Annotated in this window: 16 protein-coding genes; 6 read left to right on the top strand and 10 right to left on the bottom strand. The window is 73.5% G+C overall.

All coding sequences use genetic code 11. The features are described from left to right. Positions 1 to 18: 18 nt before the first annotated feature. The 3 genes from D1350_RS08360 to D1350_RS23630 all read left to right on the top strand — a co-directional run bounded on the left by D1350_RS08360 (position 19) and on the right by D1350_RS23630 (position 4,379). Positions 19 to 1,521, top strand: coding sequence for an amidohydrolase (locus D1350_RS08360; protein WP_125775537.1), 1,503 nt, complete (start codon positions 19 to 21; stop codon positions 1,519 to 1,521). Positions 1,522 to 1,654: 133 nt separating this feature from the next. After that, positions 1,655 to 3,196 (top strand): flavin-containing monooxygenase, encoded by a 1,542-nt coding sequence (locus D1350_RS08355; RefSeq protein WP_125775536.1) that lies wholly within the window; start codon positions 1,655 to 1,657, stop codon positions 3,194 to 3,196. A gap of 145 nt (positions 3,197 to 3,341) precedes the next feature. After that, positions 3,342 to 4,379, top strand: a complete 1,038-nt coding sequence (locus tag D1350_RS23630) for a hypothetical protein (protein WP_164545077.1) — start codon at positions 3,342 to 3,344, stop codon at positions 4,377 to 4,379. A 109-nt stretch (positions 4,380 to 4,488) separates the two neighbouring features. Here the strand turns inward: D1350_RS23630 and D1350_RS08340 are convergent, their stop codons facing one another. The 3 genes from D1350_RS08340 to D1350_RS08330 all read right to left on the bottom strand — a co-directional run bounded on the left by D1350_RS08340 (position 4,489) and on the right by D1350_RS08330 (position 7,560). Continuing rightward, positions 4,489 to 6,369 (bottom strand): glycerophosphodiester phosphodiesterase, encoded by a 1,881-nt coding sequence (locus D1350_RS08340; protein WP_125775533.1) that lies wholly within the window; start codon positions 6,367 to 6,369, stop codon positions 4,489 to 4,491. A gap of 207 nt (positions 6,370 to 6,576) precedes the next feature. Then, positions 6,577 to 6,777 carry a DUF3800 domain-containing protein gene (locus D1350_RS08335; protein WP_125775532.1) on the bottom strand — a complete coding sequence of 67 codons (201 nt, stop codon included), beginning with the start codon at positions 6,775 to 6,777 and terminating at the stop codon, positions 6,577 to 6,579. A 48-nt stretch (positions 6,778 to 6,825) separates the two neighbouring features. Continuing rightward, positions 6,826 to 7,560 carry a VOC family protein gene (locus tag D1350_RS08330; protein WP_125775531.1) on the bottom strand — a complete coding sequence of 245 codons (735 nt, stop codon included), beginning with the start codon at positions 7,558 to 7,560 and terminating at the stop codon, positions 6,826 to 6,828. A 72-nt stretch (positions 7,561 to 7,632) separates the two neighbouring features. On the opposite strand from D1350_RS08330, the gene D1350_RS08325 reads away from it, so the two are divergent. Then, positions 7,633 to 8,277, top strand: a complete 645-nt coding sequence (locus tag D1350_RS08325) for a nucleoside/nucleotide kinase family protein (protein ID WP_206074469.1) — start codon at positions 7,633 to 7,635, stop codon at positions 8,275 to 8,277. Positions 8,278 to 8,281: 4 nt separating this feature from the next. Here the strand turns inward: D1350_RS08325 and D1350_RS08320 are convergent, their stop codons facing one another. Continuing rightward, positions 8,282 to 9,367, bottom strand: a complete 1,086-nt coding sequence (locus D1350_RS08320; protein WP_206074468.1) for an arsenate-mycothiol transferase ArsC — start codon at positions 9,365 to 9,367, stop codon at positions 8,282 to 8,284. A gap of 100 nt (positions 9,368 to 9,467) precedes the next feature. Then, on the bottom strand, positions 9,468 to 9,869 hold the full coding sequence (locus D1350_RS08315) for an ArsR/SmtB family transcription factor (RefSeq protein ID WP_125775530.1): 402 nt from the start codon (positions 9,867 to 9,869) through the stop codon (positions 9,468 to 9,470). Between the two features lie 81 nt (positions 9,870 to 9,950). Between D1350_RS08315 and D1350_RS08310 the strand changes: the two genes are divergently transcribed. Continuing rightward, on the top strand, positions 9,951 to 11,372 hold the full coding sequence (locus D1350_RS08310) for an FAD-dependent oxidoreductase (protein ID WP_125775529.1): 1,422 nt from the start codon (positions 9,951 to 9,953) through the stop codon (positions 11,370 to 11,372). A gap of 84 nt (positions 11,373 to 11,456) precedes the next feature. Here the strand turns inward: D1350_RS08310 and D1350_RS08305 are convergent, their stop codons facing one another. Beyond that, positions 11,457 to 12,875, bottom strand: coding sequence for a cellulase family glycosylhydrolase (locus tag D1350_RS08305; protein WP_240643966.1), 1,419 nt, complete (start codon positions 12,873 to 12,875; stop codon positions 11,457 to 11,459). Positions 12,876 to 13,027: 152 nt separating this feature from the next. Next, positions 13,028 to 14,383 (bottom strand): NAD(P)/FAD-dependent oxidoreductase, encoded by a 1,356-nt coding sequence (locus D1350_RS08300; RefSeq protein ID WP_240643965.1) that lies wholly within the window; start codon positions 14,381 to 14,383, stop codon positions 13,028 to 13,030. Between the two features lie 74 nt (positions 14,384 to 14,457). Here D1350_RS08300 and D1350_RS08295 point away from each other — a divergent pair, with 74 nt between their 5' ends. After that, positions 14,458 to 15,174: an MOSC domain-containing protein gene (locus D1350_RS08295; RefSeq protein ID WP_125775528.1), complete on the top strand. Its 717-nt coding sequence runs from the start codon at positions 14,458 to 14,460 to the stop codon at positions 15,172 to 15,174. 24 nt (positions 15,175 to 15,198) lie between these two features. Here the strand turns inward: D1350_RS08295 and D1350_RS08290 are convergent, their stop codons facing one another. The 3 genes from D1350_RS08290 to D1350_RS08280 all read right to left on the bottom strand — a co-directional run bounded on the left by D1350_RS08290 (position 15,199) and on the right by D1350_RS08280 (position 19,822). Next, positions 15,199 to 15,723, bottom strand: a complete 525-nt coding sequence (locus tag D1350_RS08290) for a PH domain-containing protein (RefSeq protein ID WP_125775527.1) — start codon at positions 15,721 to 15,723, stop codon at positions 15,199 to 15,201. Between the two features lie 18 nt (positions 15,724 to 15,741). Next, entirely contained in the window at positions 15,742 to 16,380 is a 639-nt protein-coding gene (locus D1350_RS08285) for a histidine phosphatase family protein (RefSeq protein ID WP_125775526.1), read from the bottom strand. A 76-nt stretch (positions 16,381 to 16,456) separates the two neighbouring features. Beyond that, positions 16,457 to 19,822, bottom strand: a complete 3,366-nt coding sequence (locus tag D1350_RS08280) for a S8 family peptidase (RefSeq protein ID WP_164545076.1) — start codon at positions 19,820 to 19,822, stop codon at positions 16,457 to 16,459. Positions 19,823 to 19,897: the final 75 nt, after the last annotated feature.

The following is a 19,897-nucleotide window of genomic DNA, read 5'->3' as shown; positions in this document are numbered from 1 at the left end:
GGGGTTACCGTGTGCCGCGTGAACGGACTGATCCTCGTGGGCGCGCGCGTCCTCGGCACCGACGGCCTCGTCGACCTGTACGTCCAGGGTGACCGGCTGACCGCCGTCGTGCCCGCGGGGGAGGCGGCCCCCGAGGCGCCCGGGCCGGGAGCCCCCGAGCGCGTCCAGCTCGACGGGCGCCTCGTGGTCCCTGGCCTGTGGGACGCGCACACCCACCTGACGCAGTGGGCGCTGGTGCGCCGTCGCCTCGATGTCTCGGGCGCGACGTCGGCCGCCCACGCCGTACGCCTCGTCGCGGCCTGCCTCGCGGACCCCGCCATGGCCCCGGCACCCGGGCAGCCGCTCGTCGGCTTCGGGTTCCGCTGGGCGGTCTGGCCCGACGAGCCCACCGCCGCCCTGCTCGACGCCGTCGCGGGCGGCACGCCGGTGGTGCTCCTGTCCGGCGACCTCCACACCGCCTGGGCCGGCACAGCGGGCCTGCGCTTCCTGGGGATCGAGCACCCCACCGGCCTCCTCCGCGAGGACGAGTGGATCCCCGCCAGCCCTCGCATCGTCCAGGCGCCCGACGACGTCACGGACGCCCTGGTCGCCGACGCCGCCCGGGCGGCGGCACAGCGGGGCGTCGTCGGCGTCACCGACTTCGAGGTGGCCGACAACCTGGCGGTGTGGCGCCGCCGGGCCGGGCTCGGCTGGGACGCGCTGCGCGTCCGCGCGGGCGTGTGGCCCGAGCACCTCGACGCCGTGCTCGCCGAGGGACTGCGCACGGGCGGCACCTTCACGGCGAGCCCTCTGCTCACGCAGGGGCCGCTCAAGGTCATCTCCGACGGCTCGCTCAACACCCGCACCGCGTACTGCTTCGAGCCCTACGCCGGGGCGACAGGACCCGACGCGCACGGCCTGCTCAACGTGCCGACCGACGACCTCGTGCCGCTCATGGCCCGCGCCACGGCCGGCGGCCTGGACTGCGCGATCCACGCCATCGGCGACCGCGCCAACGCGCTCGCCCTCGACGCGTTCGCCGCGTCCGGCGCTCGCGGGTCGGTGGAGCACGCGCAGCTCCTGCGCTGGTCGGACGTGGAGCGGTTCGCACGGCTCGGCGTCACGGCGAGCGTCCAGCCCGAGCACGCCATGGACGACCGGGACGTCGCCGAGCAGCTGTGGCCCGGCCGCGCCGACCGCACCTTCCCGCTGGCCTCGCTGGCCCGGGCCGGGGTGCGGGTCGTCCTCGGCTCCGACGCACCCGTGGCACCCCTCGACCCGTGGATCGCGCTCGCGTCGGCGGTCACGCGCAGCCGGGACGGGCGGGAGCCGTGGCACCCCGAGCAGGCGCTGACGCTCCCGCAGGGGCTCGCGGCCTCGACAGACGGCCGGGGCACCGCCCCGGTGGCCGGCGGGCCGGCGGACCTGGCGGTGCTCGACGTGCCGTCGCTCGACGAACCGGCGGTTGCGTCGGACGCGCTGCGGACCCTGCCGGTGGCGGCGACTCTCCTCGCAGGTCAGTGGTCCCACAGGCGCCTGTAAGAATTCACCGCCGCCCGGGGTCGACGGGGTGACAATGAACTTGTAGCGTGGATGCAACAGCACCCTTGTCCGCTCTTGTCGGTACCTGTCGGTCATGTTGCGACCACCGGACCCTGTCGGAAGCAGTCCCTCGATGCGCATCGCGATCATCGGCGCCGGCTTCGCCGGCCTGTGCACCGCCAAGGTGCTGCGCGAGTACGGCTTCGACGTGGTGGTGCACGAGAAGGCCCCGGACGTGGGGGGCGTCTGGAGCGCCACGCGGCGCTACCCCGGGCTGGCCACGCAGAACGACAAGGGCACCTACGCGTTCTCGGACCACCCGATGCCGCGCCGGTACCCCGAGTGGCCGTCCGGCGAGCAGGTCCAGGCCTACCTCGAGGACTACGTCGCCCGGTTCCGTCTCGGGGACGCGCTCCGGACCGGGTCCGAGGTGCTGTGGGCCGAGCCGGTCCGCGGGCCCCGCCCGGTGGGGGCCGAGGGCGCCGGGCTGGTGGCCCTGGGCTGGGACGTCACCACCCGGGACGTCGCCACCGGCGAGGAGACCACCGACCGCGTGGACCACCTCGTCGTCGCCAACGGGGTCTTCTCCGAGCCCGCGCTCCCCGACTTCGAGGGGATCGAGGAGTTCGAGGCCGCCGGCGGCCGGCTGGTGGACGCCATCGACCTCCACACCGTCGCCGAGACGGTCGGCAGGCGGGTCGTGGTGATCGGGTACGGCAAGTCGGCGTGCGACGTGGCGGTCCCGGTCTCCGACGTCGCGGCGGCGACGACCGTGGTGGCGCGGAACCTCCTGTGGAAGATGCCCACCCACCTCGGGGGCTGGCTCAACTACAAGTACCTGCTCCTCACGCGCCTCGGCGAGGGGCTGTTCCGGTACGTCGAGCCGGTGGGGGTGGAGAAGCTCATCCACGGCCGCGGCTCGCGGGCCCGCAACGCGCTGCTCGACGGCGTCCAGCGCGTCGTCACGTCCCAGCTCCGCCTCGACGAGCTGGGGCTGGTCCCGGACGGCCCGTTCGAGAACATCGCCCGGTCCACCGTCTCGCTGGTCACCGAGGGCTTCTTCGAGCGCGTGGCCCAGGGCCGCATCGACGTGCTGCGTGACCGGACCGTCGCGCGGCTGCTCGACAAGGGCGGCGAGCCCTGCGTCGAGATGGACGACGGGACGATCCTCCCCGCCGAGATCGTGGTGTGCGGCACCGGGTTCCGCCAGGAGGTGCCGTTCCTCCCCGACGACGTGCAGGACCTGCTGACCGACCGGCGCGGCAACTTCCGTCTCTACCGGCAGATCCACCCGCCGCGGGTGACCGGGCTGTCGTTCGCGGGATACAACTCGTCGCTGCTCAGCCCGTTGTCCGCCGAGGTCGGCGCCGCCTGGATCGCCGCCCTGCTGACGGGCCGGTACCGGCTGCCCCCGGCGATCCTCATGGACGGGGCCGTCGACCGGCGGCTCGCGTGGATGGAGGAGCGCACCGACGGGCGGCACGCGCGCGGCACCAACATCATCCCGTTCTCCATGCACAACGTGGACGAGCTCCTGCACGACCTCGGGGCCGACGTCGGCTGGCCCACGCGCGTGGCACAGTGGGCCCTGCCCGTGCGCCCGGGCGCCTATCGCAAGGTGCTCCGGCGCCTGCGCCGACAGGCCCGGCGCGGCACCCCGCGGGTACGGCGGTAGGAACTTCACGAGGAATGTCCTAGGGTGCGGTCCTCGGCTGCGTGGCCGCCACAGACCGACCCGGAGGAGCACGAGCGTGCGACGGCACACCCCCACCTGTCCGCCCCCGACCCCGCGTCCCGGGCGAAGGCCAGGCCCCGCCCGTGTGGCGGTCGCCGCGACAGGCCTGGCCGCAGGGCTGGCCGTCCTGATCGTCGGTCCGACGGCGGCGCCCGCCGCCGCAGACACCGTCACGCCGGTCGGGTCCTGCCCGGCCGGGGACGCGTCGGCGGAGCTCGACGGGAAGCTGGTCTCCGTGGGCGTCGCCGCGCCTGCGGGACGCCAGATCGTGGCCTACTGCGTCAGCGGGCGCGGGGTGGCCGGGCCTGAGGTGCACACCCTGAGCAACCCCACCTCCTCAACGACGGTGCGGCACAGCACGGGCAAGGGGATCATCACCTACTCCGTGACCTATGCCGCGGCCCCGGAGCCCGCCGCGCCCGCGCCCGCGCCGACGCCGGACGAGCCCGCCGCCTCCACGGCACCGTCCGCCCAGCCCAGCGTCTCGACGGAGCCCGCCCCCTCGGCCGCTGCCTCGGCCGTGGCCGCGTCGGCCGCGCCGGCACCGGCCGCCTCCGAGAGCCCCAGCCCGTCGGCGTCGCCGAGCGAGACGGCGGGGGCCGTCGTCGGCCAGGGGCCCGCCGAGGAGGAGGACGACGTCCGGTGGGGCCGCGTGATCCGCGGCGGCATCGTGGCGGTGCTGGTCGTCGGTGCGGGCGTCGGCGCGCTGGTGCGGTACCTGCGCGGCCGCGCGGCCGCCGGGGAGTCAGGCGCTCGCACCCTGGGCGCCGAACCCGCCGTGGGCTACGCCGTGCCGGTGCCGGCCGGGTCGTTCGTGCAGGCCCACCTGGACGCCCCGACGGCGGCGATGCCGACCGTGCCGGCGCCCACCGGGGTCAGGATGCCGGCGCCCGCGGCGCCCGGGCTTGTGCCCGCTGCGGCCGGGCCTGTGCCGCCCAGGCATTCCGCGGCCGTGCCGTTGCCCCCTGCGCCGACCGTGGCTGCGCCGCCGTTCCCCGCGCCGCCCGCGCCTGTGCCCGCGCCGCCGGTCCCGACGCAGCCGGGCCCGACGCAGACCCGGCCGGGCGGCGGCTACGTCCAGTACCCGGGCTTCCCGCCGCCGGAGGGCACGCGCCCTCGCTGACCCTCGCGCCACACAGGGCAGTCCCCTTCGAGAACGCCATCAGGTGCCGCTACCCCGCGGGTAACGGCACCCGATGGCGTTCTCGAAGCGGACTCCCGGGTCCGAACCGTCAGCCCGCCAGGTGCTCCACCTCGGCGGTCAGCGCCTCGGCTGTCGCCGGGTCGACGACGTGCTCTGCGACGGCCCACCGGAGCCGCGCCCAGTCCTCCGCCTCCAGCGCCGTCAGCAGCTGCTGGAGCTGCCCGGTCGCGACAGGGAGTGCGGCAAGGCGCGAGCGCAGTCCCGCCGGAGTGACGGTCACCGTGAAGGTGGCCGTCGCCTCGACGTCGCCGCCCGCACCCGTCGCCCGGGCGACGACCGTGTGCTCACCGAGGCCGAGGTCAGCGGCCGCCAGCACCGTACCGTTGTCCACAGGCGTGCCGTCCACGGTGAGCTGCACCTGGTCGGCGTCGGTCGCGGAGGCGGCCAGGACGACGTCGGCCCCCGTGTCGAAGGTGCCGCCCGCGACGGGGGCCAGGACCTGGACCGTGGGCTCGTCCGGCGCCGGGACCTGCGCCTGAGCCTGCTTCCACCCGATGAACGCGCCGGGCCGGTTGGTGATGATGCCGTCGACCCCGGCGGCGGTCAGCTGCTTCCAGTGGTCCGCAGAGTCGACGGTCCACGCGAAGACCGCGATGCCCGCGGCGTTGAGCTCGGCCACCACGGAGGGGCGCCCGGTGAGCGCGCCCGCCGAGGGGTTGTAGTACGAGACGCCCAGGTCGCGCGACACGGCGACCGGGTCGGCGTGCACCGTCGACACCAGGTACCCCGTGGGGATCTGCGGGGCTCGCTCCTTGGCGTACCGCAGCACGTTCGCGTCGAAGGACTGGATCACCATCCGGCCGGCGAGCCCGCGTGCCGTGATCATGTCGACGACCCGGTTCACCTCGGCCTGCGTCTCGGGCCCCTTGATCTCCAGGAGCATCGCGGACGACCCGGTCCGCATGAGCTCGAGGGTCTGCGCGAAGGTGGGGGCGGGCTGCCCGGCGAACGCCGGGCTGAACCACGAGCCCGCGTCCAGGGTCGCCACGTACGGCGACTGCAGCAGCGCGATGTTGCCGGTGCCGTCGGTGGTGCGGTCCACGGTCTGGTCGTGCATGACCACGGGGATGCCGTCGGCCGTGGTGTGGACGTCGATCTCCACGAACTCCGCGCCGGAGCGCATGGCCGCCACGTACGCGGCGAGCGTGTTCTCGGGGGTCACCGCGGAGTAGCCGCGGTGCGCGGCCGTGACGGGCAGCTCGCCCTCACCGGCGACCGGGGTCCACGGCTCGATCTCCGTCACGCGGACGTCGTCGACGGAGATCCGCGCGCCGTCGGCCGAGAAGCCCAGGACGCCGTCGGCCGACCGCTCGATGGTTCCCTCGAGCCGCTCCTGGCCGTCGTAGATCCACGTCGCGTGGGTGCCCTGCACCTCGATGGCGATCCGGACGTCGCGCCCCGTGCCCGCGTCCGACTGAGCCGACGCGGTGTACGGCACGTTCCACGCGTTGCCCGACGTGCGCTGCGCCAGCTCCAGGCCGTTTGCCGCGGTGGTGTTCGTGCGCATCGCGGCCTGCCACCACGGCACGGCACCGTTCGGAGCGATGTCGAGGATCGGCGCGAGCCAGCGTGTGCCGTTGTTCACCTGCTCGAAGCGGATCGTCGCCTCCAGCCGGTAGTTCTCGAGGTGCGGCCCGAACGTGATGCGCGTGATCGAGCCCGCCTGGCCCACGAGCCGGCCGTCCTGCACGGCCCAGCTCCCGGACGCCGGGCGCCAGCCCGCCGGGAGCCCACCGTTCGCTGTGCTGTTGAAGTCCTGCGTGTACGCCACGTCGCCGGGCGCGGCGGCGGCGGGCGCCGCCGTCGGCACGGTCGCCAGGAGCGGGAAGGCAACGGCCGCCGCAGCGACGGCGGCGACGGAAAGGGACAGGGAGCGTCGCGTGCGTGCGCGTCGCAAGGTGCCGGGCATGGCTCCTCCTCGAGTCGGGTCGCCCGTGACGCTAGGCAGCGGCGGTGTCCGCCGGCTGACGCGGGGAGGAACAGGAGGTGTCGGGTGCCGGTCGCCGACACCTCTGGACAGGGAACCGCCCGCTGATATGTTCGGAGAACAACGGGCCGGTCACCGGAACGTTGCCAGCCTGAAGCCCCACCTTGGTGGGGCTTCAGTTTTTTGTCGTCACGGCACCCAGGTCCGGCGGTGGATCGTTGTGAGGTCGAGCAGCCCACATAACCTCGTCAGCGTCGCCCGTGCACGTGGATGCTGGTCGGTCACGGTTTCGCGACGTCGATGGAGATAGGCAGCAAGATCCGCTGCCTGCAGCCCTGGCAGATCGCAGGAGCGGGCGAAGGTGATTGGCGCGACGATGCGAGCGAGCATGCTCGATCGGTAGCCCCGCGTTCCGCTGAGGGACGAGCCCCCTCCCGCTCAGCGAACCAGGCAGAACGGGTGGCCGGCCGGGTCGGCGAAGACCCGGAAGCCGTCGGCACCGCCGGGCAGGCGCGTGGCGCCGAGCTCGAGCGCGGCGGCCTCTCCGGCGTCGAGGTCGTGTACCTGGATGTCGAGGTGCAGCTGCTGCGGCCTGGCCGGGTCGGGCCACGCCGGCGGGTTGTAGTTCTCGACGGCCTGGAACAGGAGGGCGCGGTCGCCGCCGAGCATGGCCATGCCGTCGGCGTCGTAGGTGACCTCCTCGCCCAGCACCTGCGACCAGAAGCGGGCGAGCCCGGACGCGTCCGGGCAGTCGAACGTGACGCCGAAGACGGTGGTGCCCTGGTTGCCCTCCGCTGCGCACAGGTCGAACGGGTGCCCGGCCGGGTCGGCAAGGGTGTTCCAGGTCTCGCTCTCCCGCAGCAGCGTGGCCCCGAGCGACACTGCCCGCTCCGTGGCCGCGGCGACGTCCGGCACGTTCAGGTCCAGGTGGAGCTGCTGCGGGTGGTCCTGACCCGGCCACTGGGGCGGTACCAGGTCGGGTGCCGGCTGGAACGCGATGGACCAGCCGTCCGGCGTGCCCAGCGTGAGCCAGCCGTCGCTCTCCTCCTGCTCCACCGTGGCTTCCGCCAAGGCCTGCCAGAACGCCGCTGACGCCTTGGGGTCGGGTACGTCCAGGACGACGGCGTCCAACCGGCCGAACCCCTCCGGTGCGGGCGTGGTGCTCTCGGTCATGATCTCTCCTCGCTCGGTGGCACCAGACTGCACCCTGCCACCGACATTCACCCGGGATGACACCATGGCCCGGTGCGTGTGGAGCCGGTGACAGCGGAGGTGCTCGTCCGGCGCGTGGTCGACCTCGTCCTGGACCGGGCGGACCGCACCGCTCGGGACCAGGCCGTGCGACTCGCGGTGGACGGCCACCCGTCGACCCGTCCGGAGGACCTGGCCGACGCGTTGGTCGAGCCGCTGCGCGCCGCCGGGCACCCGGTCGCCAGGATCCGCGCGGACGACTTCCTCCGGCCACGGTCGCTCCGGCTCGAGCACGGGCACCACGACCCTGACGCCCTCCTCGACGACCGGCTGGACGTGAGCGCTCTCAACCGGGAGGTGCTGTCCGCCGTCGGTCCCGGAGGCACGGGACGGTACCTGCCGAGCCTGCGCGACCCCGTGACCGACCGGGCGACCCGGGCCGCGCCCGTGCCGGCCGAGCCGGGGCTCGTCGTGGTCCTCGACGGCTGCCTCGTTCTCGGCCGGTGGCTTGACCTGGACCTGGCGGTCCACCTGGCGCTGCGCCCGGCGACCCTGCGGCGGCGGACCGGACCGGACCAGGAATGGACGTTGCCCGCTTACGAGCGGTACGCCGAGGAGACCGACCCCGAGGGGATCGCGGACCTCGTCGTCCGGGTCGACGACCCGCGGCACCCGGCCCTGGTCCACCGGGAGGGATGACGCCTCAGGTCACCGCGCGGAGCACGCGGAGGCCGTCCTCGTCCTCGTCGCCGAAGACCCCGACGGAACGGGTCGCGGTGAGCGGCAGGCCGGTCATGCTGTCGAGCTCCTCGACCAGGGACTGGACCCGGGCGGTCACGTCGTCGACGATGCGCTCCACCTCGGCGGGCGTGCGCCCGGACGGGTCGTCCACGGGCCAGTCGAGGTAGCGGCGCCCCGGCAGCACGGGGCAGGCGTCGCCGCATCCCATCGTCACGATGACTCCCGAGGCGCGGACGAGCTCCGGCGTGAGGGGCCGTGGGAACTCGACCAGCCCGTCGAGGCCCCGGCGAGCCAGGACGGAGCGGACGGTGGCGTCGGGTGCGGAGGCGGGCCTCGAGCCGGCCGTCCGCACCCGCAGCCGGTCGCCCGCCAGGTGACGGAGGACGGCAGCGGCGATCTGCGAGCGACCCTGGTTGTGCACGCACACCACCAGCACGTCCTGGGCCCGCCTGGGCAGCGCGTGCATGGTTAGGGCGGCGAGGCGGTCGGTGGCCAGCCAGGCGGTGACGGCAGGCAGGTGCGCTGCCGTGCCGATCGTGGGGGTGAGCATGCCGTGGCTCTCGCGGACGAGCCGCTCGACGGTCTCCGGTCCCACGCTGCCGGAGAACTGCGCGGCCAGCGTCTCGGTGATCCGGCTGAGGAGTGCGGGGGTGTTCCCGGGGTCGAGCGCGGGGTCGCCGTCGAACCGGGGTGCGGCCAGGGCGGTGACGCCGAAGCCCACGATGCCGCGCGGTGCGACACGGTAGCGCTGCTGGTCCGGCCGGACGGACGGCGGCCCGTACAGAGGCCCGTCGTACAGCGCGCCGATCTCGTCGTCGTCCGGCGGGCGGGCGACGGCGTACGCGCCGCGGCCCACGGGGGCGACCACTCCGACGTCGGACATCGCCTGCAGGTGCGCGAGGGCCCGGGTGGCGGAGAGCCCTTGGCCCGCCAGGTCCTCCGCGGCTGACTGGCCGGCGGGACAGGTGAGCAGACGGGCCAGCAGACGCAGCCTCTCGGGCTCCGCCATGGCGTACGCCTGCGCGATCCGGAACTCTCCCGGGTTCATGTCCACCTCCTCCGCGGCCTCGACGCGCGACGACTTCTGCGTCGGCTCGGTCGGTGGTCCATGGTGGCCCTAAGGGGCGTGGGAGCGCTACCCCTGGATCTCAGGCGGCGGCGTCCGTGAGGAGGGCGCCGAGACGCCCCAGGCCCGCCGGGACGAGGGAGTAGTAGGCCCACCGACCGCGCTGCTCGCGCACGAGCAGGCCCGCTTCGACGAGGATCTTGAGGTGGTGGCTCACGGTGGGCTGGGACAGTCCGAGCGGCTCGGTCAGGTCGCAGACGCAGGCCTCTCCACCCTCGTGAGCAGCAACGATGGAGAGAAGCTGGAGCCGCGCGGGGTCGGCCAGCGCCTTGAAGGCGCGCGCCGTCTCCGTCGCGGCGGCCGGGTCGAGCACCTCGCGGACGAGCGGTGCGCAGCACACGGCGCCCGACGGCGAACGGTCGCCTCGGGCGGTGGACGTCGCCTCGGCGAGGGGCAACAGGGGGCGCTCGGCGGTCACGGACATGGCACCATCTTGCCACGTATCGACGTTTGTGGATACGTTGTTCCCATCACCCATCGAGATTCTTCGATCTGAGGAGCACACATGAGCGAGTCGTCCCGCGAGGGCCTCCCCGTCGTCGTGGTCGGAGCCGGGCCCGTGGGCCTCGCGGCAGCCGCCCACCTCCTGGAACGGGGCCTCGACCCCGTGGTCCTCGAGGCGGGCGAGGGCCCGGGGGCGGCGGTGGCGAGCTGGGGCCACGTGCGGCTCTTCTCGCCGTGGCGGTACGGCATCGACGCCGCCGCGCGCCGCCTGCTGACCGGCACAGGCTGGGCGGAGCCAGACCTCGAGGCGCTCCCCACCGGCGCCGACCTGGTGGACGCGTACCTGAAGCCGCTCGCGGCAGCGCTCGGCGACCGCGTGCGCTACGGGGTACGGGTGGTCGCCGTCGCCAAGGACGGCGCGGACCGCACCCGCTCGCTCGGACGCGAGCGGCTGCCGTACCTGGTGCGGACGTCCACGGGAGACGTGCGCGCCGCCGCGGTGATCGACGCGTCGGGCACCTGGGGACAGCCGAGCCCGATCGGGACGTCGGGCCTTGCGGCGCTGGGGGAGAGCGAGGCTACGGCCTTCCTGACGGGCCCGCTGCCCGACGTCCTCGGGCGCGACCGCGAGCGGTTCGCCGGGCGTCACACGCTCGTGGTGGGCATGGGCCACTCCGCGGCCAACACGCTGCTGGCGCTGGGCGAGCTGGCGCGTTCGGAGCCCGGCACCCGCATCACCTGGGCGATCCGCGGCGGCTCGCCGCGCCGCCTCTACGGCGGGGGAGCGGCCGACGAGCTGCCGGCCCGCGGACTGCTCGGCACGCGTCTCAAGGAGGCCGTGGACGACGGGCGCGTGGAGCTGCTGACCCGCGTCGGCATCGAGCGGCTGGAGCCGGCCGGCGCGCCGTCGGCCACGGCTTCGGCCACCGGGGAGGTGCGCGTGCTGGGGACCGCGCGCCAGGAGGGCGCCGACGGCCTGCTCGACCTCACCGTCCACAACGTCGTCAACGCGACGGGCTTCCGGCCCGACCTCGAGATGCTGCGGGAGGTTCGCCTGGACCTCGACCCGGTGGTGGAGGCGCCCCGCGCGCTCGCGCCCCTCATCGACCCGAACCTGCACTCGTGCGGAACGGTGCCGCCGCACGGCGAGTCCGAGCTGGCACAGCCGGACGAGGGGTTCTACCTCGTCGGCATGAAGTCGTACGGGCGTGCCCCCACGTTCCTGCTCGCCACCGGGTACGAGCAGGTCCGGTCCGTCGTGGCGGCGCTGGCCGGCGACCGTGCCGCCGCGGACGCCGTCGAGCTGAGCCTCCCGCAGACCGGCGTCTGCTCCACGGACCTCGGGCTCGCTTCCGAGGCCGACGCCGAGGCCGACGCCGTGGCCGACGCGGGCGGGTGCTGCTCGACGAGCGGCCCGCAGCCGGTCGCGTTCGGCCTCGCGACGGGCGTGGCCCACGGCCGCTCGGGCGACGTCACCGGCTGAGCCGCGGACGCGGCACACGACGGGCGAAGGCCCGGCGACCATGACCGGTCGCCGGGCCTCCGCCCGTCTCAGGAGCAGGTCACCTCAGGAGCAGGTGACCGCCGGGGCCGACGACGGCGTGGGGCCGTTCGCGATGAACCCGTACGTGGTGCTCTGGTTCACGCCGAGCGTGCCGTTCCACGCCGCGTTCGTCACGGTGTGCGTGGTGCCCGACGAGGTGTGCGTGCCGCTCCACAGGTTCGAGATCGTGGTGCCGGCCGGCAGCGTGAACTGCGTGCGCCAGCTGGTGCGGGAGGCGGCCGCCCGAACGGTGACCTCACCCTGGAAGCCGCCCTGCCACGAGTTCACGACCCGGAAGACCGCCGAGCACTGGCCCGGCACGGGCGTCACCGTGGGGGTGGGGGTCGGCGTAGGAGTCGGGGTGGGCGTGGGCGTGGGCGTCGGTGTGGGGGTCGGTGTGGGGGTCGGCGTCGTGCCGCCCCCGAACACCTTCGCCTTGACGGACGTCTGCGAGAAACCGTCCGCCCCGGTGATCACGCGCGTGCCCCAGGAGGTGCGCTGGGCCGGGTTGAACGCCTGCACCATGTCGAGGTACTCGACGCCCCCGCCGTTGCCGCTCCAGGACCAGGCGAACCAGCCGATGCCCTGGGACCGCGTGTACGACATGATCGTCGCCTCGTCCGGGTTCCCGTCCGAGTGGTCGTGCCCGAACTCGCCGACGATCAGCGGCAGGCCGCGGCTCGTGAACGAGTCGATGTAGGCGCGCACCTCGGCCGCTGTGTCGTACACCCCGTACATGTGGATGGAGAACACGGTGTTGCGGTCCGGGTCCGCGGCGAAGACCGTGGCGGCGTTGTCCCGCATGGTCCCGCTCCAGTCCTGGCCCCAGTTCGGCGCGTCCACGACGATCGTGTGGTCGAAGCCGGCGGCCCGCAGGCGCTGGATCGCCGTCGACGTGTCGGACGCCCAGCGGCTCGCCGTCGCCGAGTCGTTCCCGTAGGGCTCGTTGCCGATGTTGATCAGCACGTGGTCCTCGGTGCCCTCCAGCGTGGGGAGCAGCGAGATCCAGTAGTCCGTGGCGGTGGCGAGCGTGGACGCACCGGACTGCTCGCCGTAGCCGGTCGTGTCGTGGTCCTCGAGCACACAGATCAGCTGGTTGTCCCAGCAGCGGTCGACGACGGCGGCGACGTCGGCCGGGCCGTTCCTGGTCCACCGCGTACCGTCGCTCAGCACGACGCGCACCGAGTTGGCGCCGGTGGCGGAGATGTCGGCGAAGGCGCGCGTCTGCGACGCGTACCAGGTGTGTGCGTGGCTCGTGCCGCGCAGCAGCAACGGTGTGCCGTCTCCCTCGACGATCTTCCCGTTGCTCACGTGGATGCCGCCGGTGGCGGCCTCCGCCGTGACGTCGCCGGCCAGCGGTGACGCCACGAGCATCGCGGCCACGGCCGCGGTCGCGGCGACGCCGCCTGCCGCGGCGGTGAGGTTCTTGCGTGTCAGTCTCACGGTCCCTCCCCTTCGAGAGCTTCGGCGCGGTCGTCGTGCCCGACGACGTCCCGCGCATCTACGGGCCGAAGGCTTGCCCGAGGAGGAGGGCGGAGCAAGGATCTGAAACGCTTAAGGGAGGAACTTCCTTCAGTGACCTAAGTCAGGCCTGGTCACGCCCCGTGGTTCTTCGGCGGCCGGACCGTCGGCACGTCGCCCACGATCGGGATCGGCCTGCGGTGGAACGGGAAGCCGTAGCGCGTCACCAGGCCGGCGAGCGTCGTGACCCGGTTGCGCGGCCCGATGAGGGACATGATGTGGACGAACAGCCAGACGATCCACGCGGTCCCGGCCGTGAGCCGGACCTGCCGCTTGCCGGGGAGCTGGATCTCGGCGATCGCGGCCCGGCGGCCGATCACGGCCATGGTGCCCTTGTCGGTGTACTCCAGCGGCTCGGTGGGGCGGCCTTCGAGGAGGGCGAGGATGTTCCTGGCGACCTGCTGCCCGGCCTGGAGCGCCGGCTGCGCCAGCTGCGGCAGGTCGGACGGCGAGATCGCGATGTCACCGGCCGCGAAGACGCCCGGCATCGCGGGAACCTGGAGGTCGTCGCCCACGACGATCCGGCCGCCGGCGCCCTGGGGCAGACCCCATTCGGCGACCTCCTCGTGCGGGTGCACGCCGGCCGACCACACGGTGAGGTCGGCGTGGATGCGCGTCCCGTCGGTGAGCACCACGCCGTCGGGCTCGACGGCGCTCACGCCGGCGCCGAGGTGGAGCGACACCCCGCGCCGCTTGAGCTCCTGGGTGGCGTAGGCCCGGAGCGAGGGGGCGAAGGACTTGAGCAGCTCGGTGCCGCGCTGCACGATCTTGACCTCGAAGGCGTCGCCGTGGATCTCGGGGTACGCGGGGGCGAGACCGGCCGTACGGAGCTCGGCGAGCGCGCCCGCGACCTCGACTCCCGTGGCACCGCCACCCACCACCACGACCCGGAGGCCGTCGTCGGTCCGCCGCGACTTGGCGGCCTTCTCGAGGCGGATGAAGAGGTTGTCGCGGATCTTCATCGCCTGCGACCGGGAGTACATGGGGAAGGCGTGCTCCTTGGCCCCGGGGGTGCCGAAGAAGTTGGTGGTCACACCCGACGCGACGACGAGGTAGTCGTAGCTGATCCACATGTCGTTGAGCAGGCGGATCTTCTTGGCGGCGTGGTCCGCGCCGACGAGGTGCTCGTGCACCACGCGCACGTTCTTCTGCTTCAGCCGGAGACCGCGCAGGAAGTACGTCACGTCACCCGGGTTCAGGCCGCCCGTGGCGACCTGGTAGAGCAGCGGCTGGAACGTGTTGTACACGCGCCGGTCGATCAGCGTGATGCGCACCGGAGCCTTCGCGAGGGCCTTGACGACGGCCATGCCGGCGAAGCCGCCGCCCACGACGACCACGTGCGGCAGCGACTCCGGCCCGGTGGCCAGCATGTCGGTCTCGAGTCCGAGCTCGTCGTCGGGGTGGGTGCGGTCGGGGTTCGGCTCGGTCACGTTGCCACGGTACGGCGCGGCGAGCGGGGCTCGCCAATCCTGAGTCCCCCCGCCGACCTGGCAGGATGGCTGCCATGGGCGACCTCCTGGCCGTGTGCCGTGTCCACCAGCTGCTTCCCGACCCGAGCGCCGTCGGCGTCACCGCGATCGACAAGCGGCCGGTCGACGGCCGCGTGGTGGTCAGACGGTTCGGCCTGTATGCAGACGTCCAGGCCGACCGCCGGGACCACGGCGGACCTGACCAGGCGGTCTATGCGTACGCGCAGGAGGACGCCGACGTCTGGGCCGCCGAGCTGGGCCGTGACATCCCGCCGGGCCTGTTCGGCGAGAACCTCCGCACGCGGGGCATCGACATCGGCCGGGCGGTGATCGGCGAGCGCTGGCAGGTCGGCACCGCGGTGCTGGAGGTCACCCAGCCGCGCGTGCCGTGCCAGACCTTCGCGCGCCGGATGGGCGAGGAGCGCTGGGTGCGACGGTTCGCCGACGCCAACCGGACGGGGGCATACCTGCGCGTCGTCCAGGCGGGCGAGCTGGGCGCGGGAGACGAGATCGCCGTCGGCTACCGGCCCGCCCACGGGGTGACGGTCGCGGAGGCCTTCGCCGCCTGGAGCCGGAGCAAGGCGATGGCCGGCCCGGTGGGAGACGACAGCGACGACGTCGGACCCGCTGTGGACGCCCGGATCGAGCTCGGGCGGCGCCTCCTGGAGGCCCACGCCAAGGGCGACGTCACGCTGGCCGCAGACATGCTGCGCCGGGCGGAGCAGGCCGCCGGCCGTGCGGTGCTCGACTGAGGAGCGCGCCGGCGTGCGGGAGACTCAGCGCCGCGCGGGTTCGTTCGGCGGGAACTCGCCGCTGTCCGAGCCGTCGTCACCCTGGCGCACCAGCTCCTGCAGGCGGCGCTGGACGGCCTCCACGTCGGGGACGTCGTCGAGGATCATGCCCGGCTGATCCGTGCCGTCGGAGATGACGAGCGTGCCGCAGCCCCAGAACCGGTCGCTCAGCTGCTTCTCGAACGTGACGTTGTTGATCCGGTACAGCGGGATGTCGCGGCCCGTCTGGGTCAGCACGCCCGTGCGCAGGGCGACCCGCTGGTTCGTGATGACGTAGCGGGTGGTGAGCCAGCGCACCCACGCGGGGACCACGGCCGTGACCGCGAGGACGACCAGCACGACGGTGGCGAACCAGAGGATCAGCCCGTCGACCGGGAGCGGGAGCACCCAGAGGGCGATCAGCCCGGCCAGGAGCACCACCAGCAGCAGGATCGGTCTGATGATCTTCTTGGGGTGGGTCCGCAGGGTCATGACCACCGACTCGCCCTCGGCGAGGTGCTCGTCCTTCATGCGTGCATAGTGTCACGATCAGGGCGAAGGCGGGAGATTCCAACCTTCCACAGTTCGCAGGTGGTGGCCGTAGCCGAGCATGCTGATGGCGGCCGTCCCGAGCTCGAACCGGGAGCCCAGCCGCGGGTCGATGCCGAGCCACGCCGTCACGAGGACGCGCAGCAGGTGGCCGTGGGACACGACGAGCACGTCCCCGCCCCCGCGCAGCGTCTCCTCCGCCCGCTGCACCACGCGGGCCGCCCGCGCCGCGACCTGCTCCAGCGTCTCACCGGGCCGGCCGTCCCCGTGCTCCGGGTCCGGCGGGAGGAAGCGCACCCCGTCCTCGAAGATGAGGAACTCGCGGCCCAGCTGCTCCCCGACGTCCTTGGCGGTACGCCCGTCGACGGGGCCGTAGTCCCACTCGGCCAGGTCCTCGTCGGGCTCCGCGTCGGCATAGCCGGCCAGCTCGGCGGTGCGCCAGGCCCGCTGGAGCGGGCTGCTCAGCACCCGCTCGAAGCGGTACTCGGCGAGCGTCGCACCTGCCCGGCGCGCCTGCTCGACGCCCGCCGGGGTGAGCGGGATGTCGGTACGCCCGGTGTGCTGCCCGGACCGGCTCCACTCGGTCTCGCCGTGGCGGAGCAGCACCAGCTGCGGGTCCTTGGTGGGGGAGAGGGGCATGGTCCGAGCATGGCGCAGCCGGGTGGCGCACGCTCGCGGGCGCGCCACCCGGCTGCGGGTCAGTCCATGCTGCGGGTCAGTCGACCGCGTACGCCCGGACGATCGTCTGCTCGATCGTGGACCCGGCCTCGTCCCACGCCTCGACCTTCAGCGAGACGTGATCGGTGCCGCGCGGTGCCTTGACCTTCGCCGCGTACACGCCGTCACCGGTCGCGGAGACCGGCGCCCGGTGCCAGGTGGCGCCGTCGTCGGACGACCACCACGCGCGGACCCTCTCCACCGTGCCCGAGGTCTCCACGACGTGCGCCACGGAGAGGGTCACCGTGGTGCTCCGCGGAGCGGAGTTCGTGACGTCGAGGCCCTTGACGTCGTAGGTGACGTCGAGGAGCGGCAGCGTGGCCCCCTCCTCCTCGCCGAGAGGCGCGGTGTCGAACTCCCACGCGGTGCTCACGTCGGTCGAGAGCGCCCAGTAGGGCGTCTCCCGCGCGGCGTCGAGCGCCATCCGGTAGCGGGCGCCGTCGGCGGGCACCTGCACGTCGGCGAAGGCGTCGGCGTTCTCGGCGACCAGCTCGCCGTCCTGCCAGAGGCGGAACCGGAGCTCGGCGTCGATCTCGTCGATGAAGCTGACGTAGGGGCGGCCCTCGGCGTCCTTCCAGAACGGCAGTGAGGCGATGAGCCTGTCGCCGACCTGGTAGGCGACACCCCCGCTGTACCCGCCCGAGACCACCGACGAGAACCACGACTCCTCGTACTTCTTGCCGGCTTCGTAGACGTCGAACGACGTGGTCATGAACCCGCCGACGCCGTCGTACCAGTTCTCGGTCAGGAAGGTGTCGGCACCCCACTCGATGTCTCCGGACGAGAGGTACTCCGTACGGACCGACGGCGTGTCGACCAGGACGCCGATGCCCATGCCCGAGCCGTTCGGCCCGAACCCCATGCGGGCGATCTGGGCGGCCATGTCGGGGCCCAGCTCGTGGTAGCTCGTCCTGACCTCGGCCGTGTTGCTCCGGTCTGAGACGAAGGCGGTGTCCTCGACAGCGCCGTCCTGCCGGTGGACGAGGGTGTACGAGTAGTCCGGCGCCTCGTCGCCCGTCGTCGGCTCCTCCAGGTAGGCCTGTGTCGTGTGCGTGAACTCGCCGACGGTGACCGGCTCGGTCGGGGTCAGGCTGATGTCTGCCGTCCCTTCCACCACGATCATGGACGAGAGGCTGTTGCCGACGACGTCGATGCGGTCAGTTCCGAACGCCACGAACTCGAGGTCTGCGCGCTTGTGCGTGCTGACGCTCACCGGCTCCGCCTCGCGCACGTCGATCGAGACGACGGTGTCGCCGGTGATGACGACCTCAGGCTTCATCGCCGAGGTGAGCTCCGTGATCACGTACTCCTCGGTCATCCGGTACAGGTCACCGCTCACCGAGTACGTCCCCGCGGGCACGCGGTAGGTCAGCTCGCCGTCGGCGAGCTCGCCGAACTGCATGAACGCGTTCATGTCCTCGACGCTCGCGACGGCCACGAACGCGCTGCCGTCCCACGTGGCGCCGTCCTGGCCGATGCCCCGGACCGTCAGGTCGAAGAGCTGCGGCTCCTTGTACCAGCCGAGCGCGGTGCGCACGGTGGTCCCGTCGGCTGCGGTCGCCAGGACGGCTCCGCTGTAGCGGCCGACCGACCCCGGACCCTGGTCCACCGTGACGTCGACGGACGCCGTGCCACCCGCGGGGATCGTGACGGTCTCCGCCGAGAGCGTGGCGCCCTCGGCAGGCTCGCCCTCGGGACCGCTGACGGCGACCGTGAGGTCGAGCGTCACCTCGTCGTCCGTCGGGTTCGTATAGGTGACGGTGCCCGACGACGAGCCGGCGTGCGGGTACTCGAAGGCGCCCAGCGACAGCGTCTCCGGCGCGGTCGTGAGCTGCGTCGCGATGGCCGACGGAAGGTGGATCCGCCCGGCGCCCTCCTCCCAGACCGTGCCGCCCGTGGGCTGCGCGGAGGCCATGAGGACCGTCTTGAGCTGCGAGCCGGTGAGCTCGGGACGAGCCTGCTTGAGCACCGCCGCGGCGCCCGCCACGTGCGGCGTGGCCATCGAGGTGCCGCTCGCCGCGACGTAGTGGTCGCCGACGGCCTCCCCCATCGTGGTGCCCGCCGCGCGGGCGGCGACGATGCCCTCGCCGGGAGCGGTGACGTCCGGCTTGATCGCGTAGTCCCCGGCGCGCGGGCCGCGGCTCGAGAACTCGGTGACCTGGTCGTCGTCGTTCACGGCGCCCACCGTGAGGGCCGACGACGCGGAGCCGGGCGACGCGATGGTCCCGTAGCCGTAGTCGTTGCCCGCGGCGATGACGAAGAGCGTGCCGTACTGCGCGCTCAGGGCGTCCACGGCCAGGGCGCCGGGGTCGGTGCCGTCCGTGTACTGCGACGCGCCGAGCGACATGCTGACGATGTCGGCACCGGCAGCGGCTGCCCACTCCATGCCCTCGATGACGCCCGAGAGCTCGCCGGAGCCTCCGTCGTCGAGCACCTTGCCGACCAGCAGGTCGGCGTCGGGCGCCACGCCGCGGTTCGTGCCGTCGGACGCCTCGCCCGACCCGGCGACGATCGAGGAGACGTGCGTGCCGTGGCCGTGGCCGTCGGTCACGCCGCCCGACTCGGTGAAGTCGGCCTCGCCGACCACCACCTCGTCGAGGTCGGGGTGCGTCGCGTCGATGCCCGTGTCGAGCACCGCTACCGTGACTCCCGCGCCGGTGTACCCGGCCGCCCAGGCCTCGGGAGCGCCGATCTGGGGGATCGAGTCGGCGTCGGTGCTCCGTACCGGGGCGTCGAGCCAGACCCGCAGCCCGCCCGTCGCCGCCGCCGAGCGCTGGGCTGGGGCACCTGCGTCCGCGGTCCGCAGGGCGTCGAGAAGCTTCGCTGCCCTGCCCCGCGGCAGGTCGTCCGCGATCGCGCCGACCGACTCGAGCTCCCGGTCCGGCGAGAGGCCCGCCGCGGCCCAGTCGGGCTTCCCTGTCGCGCCACGTGCGGCGATGCCCATGGTGGCCTCGGCCTGCACGATGACCGGCAGGGTGTCGCGCGACGCGTCGTCGTAGCCGGCGGCGACCAGCCCGGCGACGTCGAACAACGCGAGGTCGAGGCGGTCAGGCACGAGGTCGGCCACGTCCGCCGGGATCACGTACAGGTGGTCGCCGTCGTCCAGCTGCCGGAAGGCGATGCCCTCGCGGCCGGGCGCCGGGAACACCGATGCCGACCTTCGGCCGTCCGGCTGCGTGGTCATCATGACCCGGTCACCGGTGATGAGCGTGACAGCCGCTCGTGCGGCCGTCGTGGCGCCGGGCGCCCCGGCGACCGCTGCGGGTTCGAGGCCCCCGCCTGGCGCTGCGACGGCGCTCCATGTCCCTCCGCCCAGCACGATCGCCGTAGCGACCGCTGCTGCGGCACCTGCTCTGGTGCGCATGGTTGTCCCTTCATCGGGGGTGCGAGGAGCGGTAAGCCCTCTCACAGGAACAACACGCGCGAAAGGTACGAAAGG

It is taken from the genome of Antribacter gilvus, from assembly GCF_003946865.1.
GTDB lineage: Bacteria > Actinomycetota > Actinomycetes > Actinomycetales > Cellulomonadaceae > Antribacter > Antribacter gilvus.
The sequence above is the reverse complement of the archived record's forward strand: the minus strand, read 5'-3'. Positions and strand labels throughout refer to the sequence as shown.

Bases quoted from the DNA above. Each gene is read 5' to 3' on its own strand.
- D1350_RS08355 (WP_125775536.1), top strand. From the start codon at position 1,655: ATGCGCATCGCGATCATCGGCGCCGGCTTCGCCGGCCTGTGCACCGCC.
- D1350_RS08340 (WP_125775533.1), bottom strand. From the start codon at position 6,369: ATGCCCGGCACCTTGCGACGCGCACGCACGCGACGCTCCCTGTCCCTT.
- D1350_RS08335 (WP_125775532.1), bottom strand. From the start codon at position 6,777: ATGCTCGCTCGCATCGTCGCGCCAATCACCTTCGCCCGCTCCTGCGAT.
- D1350_RS08330 (WP_125775531.1), bottom strand. From the start codon at position 7,560: ATGACCGAGAGCACCACGCCCGCACCGGAGGGGTTCGGCCGGTTGGAC.
- D1350_RS08320 (WP_206074468.1), bottom strand. From the start codon at position 9,367: ATGAACCCGGGAGAGTTCCGGATCGCGCAGGCGTACGCCATGGCGGAG.
- D1350_RS08315 (WP_125775530.1), bottom strand. From the start codon at position 9,869: ATGTCCGTGACCGCCGAGCGCCCCCTGTTGCCCCTCGCCGAGGCGACG.
- D1350_RS08310 (WP_125775529.1), top strand. From the start codon at position 9,951: ATGAGCGAGTCGTCCCGCGAGGGCCTCCCCGTCGTCGTGGTCGGAGCC.
- D1350_RS08295 (WP_125775528.1), top strand. From the start codon at position 14,458: ATGGGCGACCTCCTGGCCGTGTGCCGTGTCCACCAGCTGCTTCCCGAC.
- D1350_RS08290 (WP_125775527.1), bottom strand. From the start codon at position 15,723: ATGAAGGACGAGCACCTCGCCGAGGGCGAGTCGGTGGTCATGACCCTG.
- D1350_RS08285 (WP_125775526.1), bottom strand. From the start codon at position 16,380: ATGCCCCTCTCCCCCACCAAGGACCCGCAGCTGGTGCTGCTCCGCCAC.
- D1350_RS08280 (WP_164545076.1), bottom strand. From the start codon at position 19,822: ATGCGCACCAGAGCAGGTGCCGCAGCAGCGGTCGCTACGGCGATCGTG.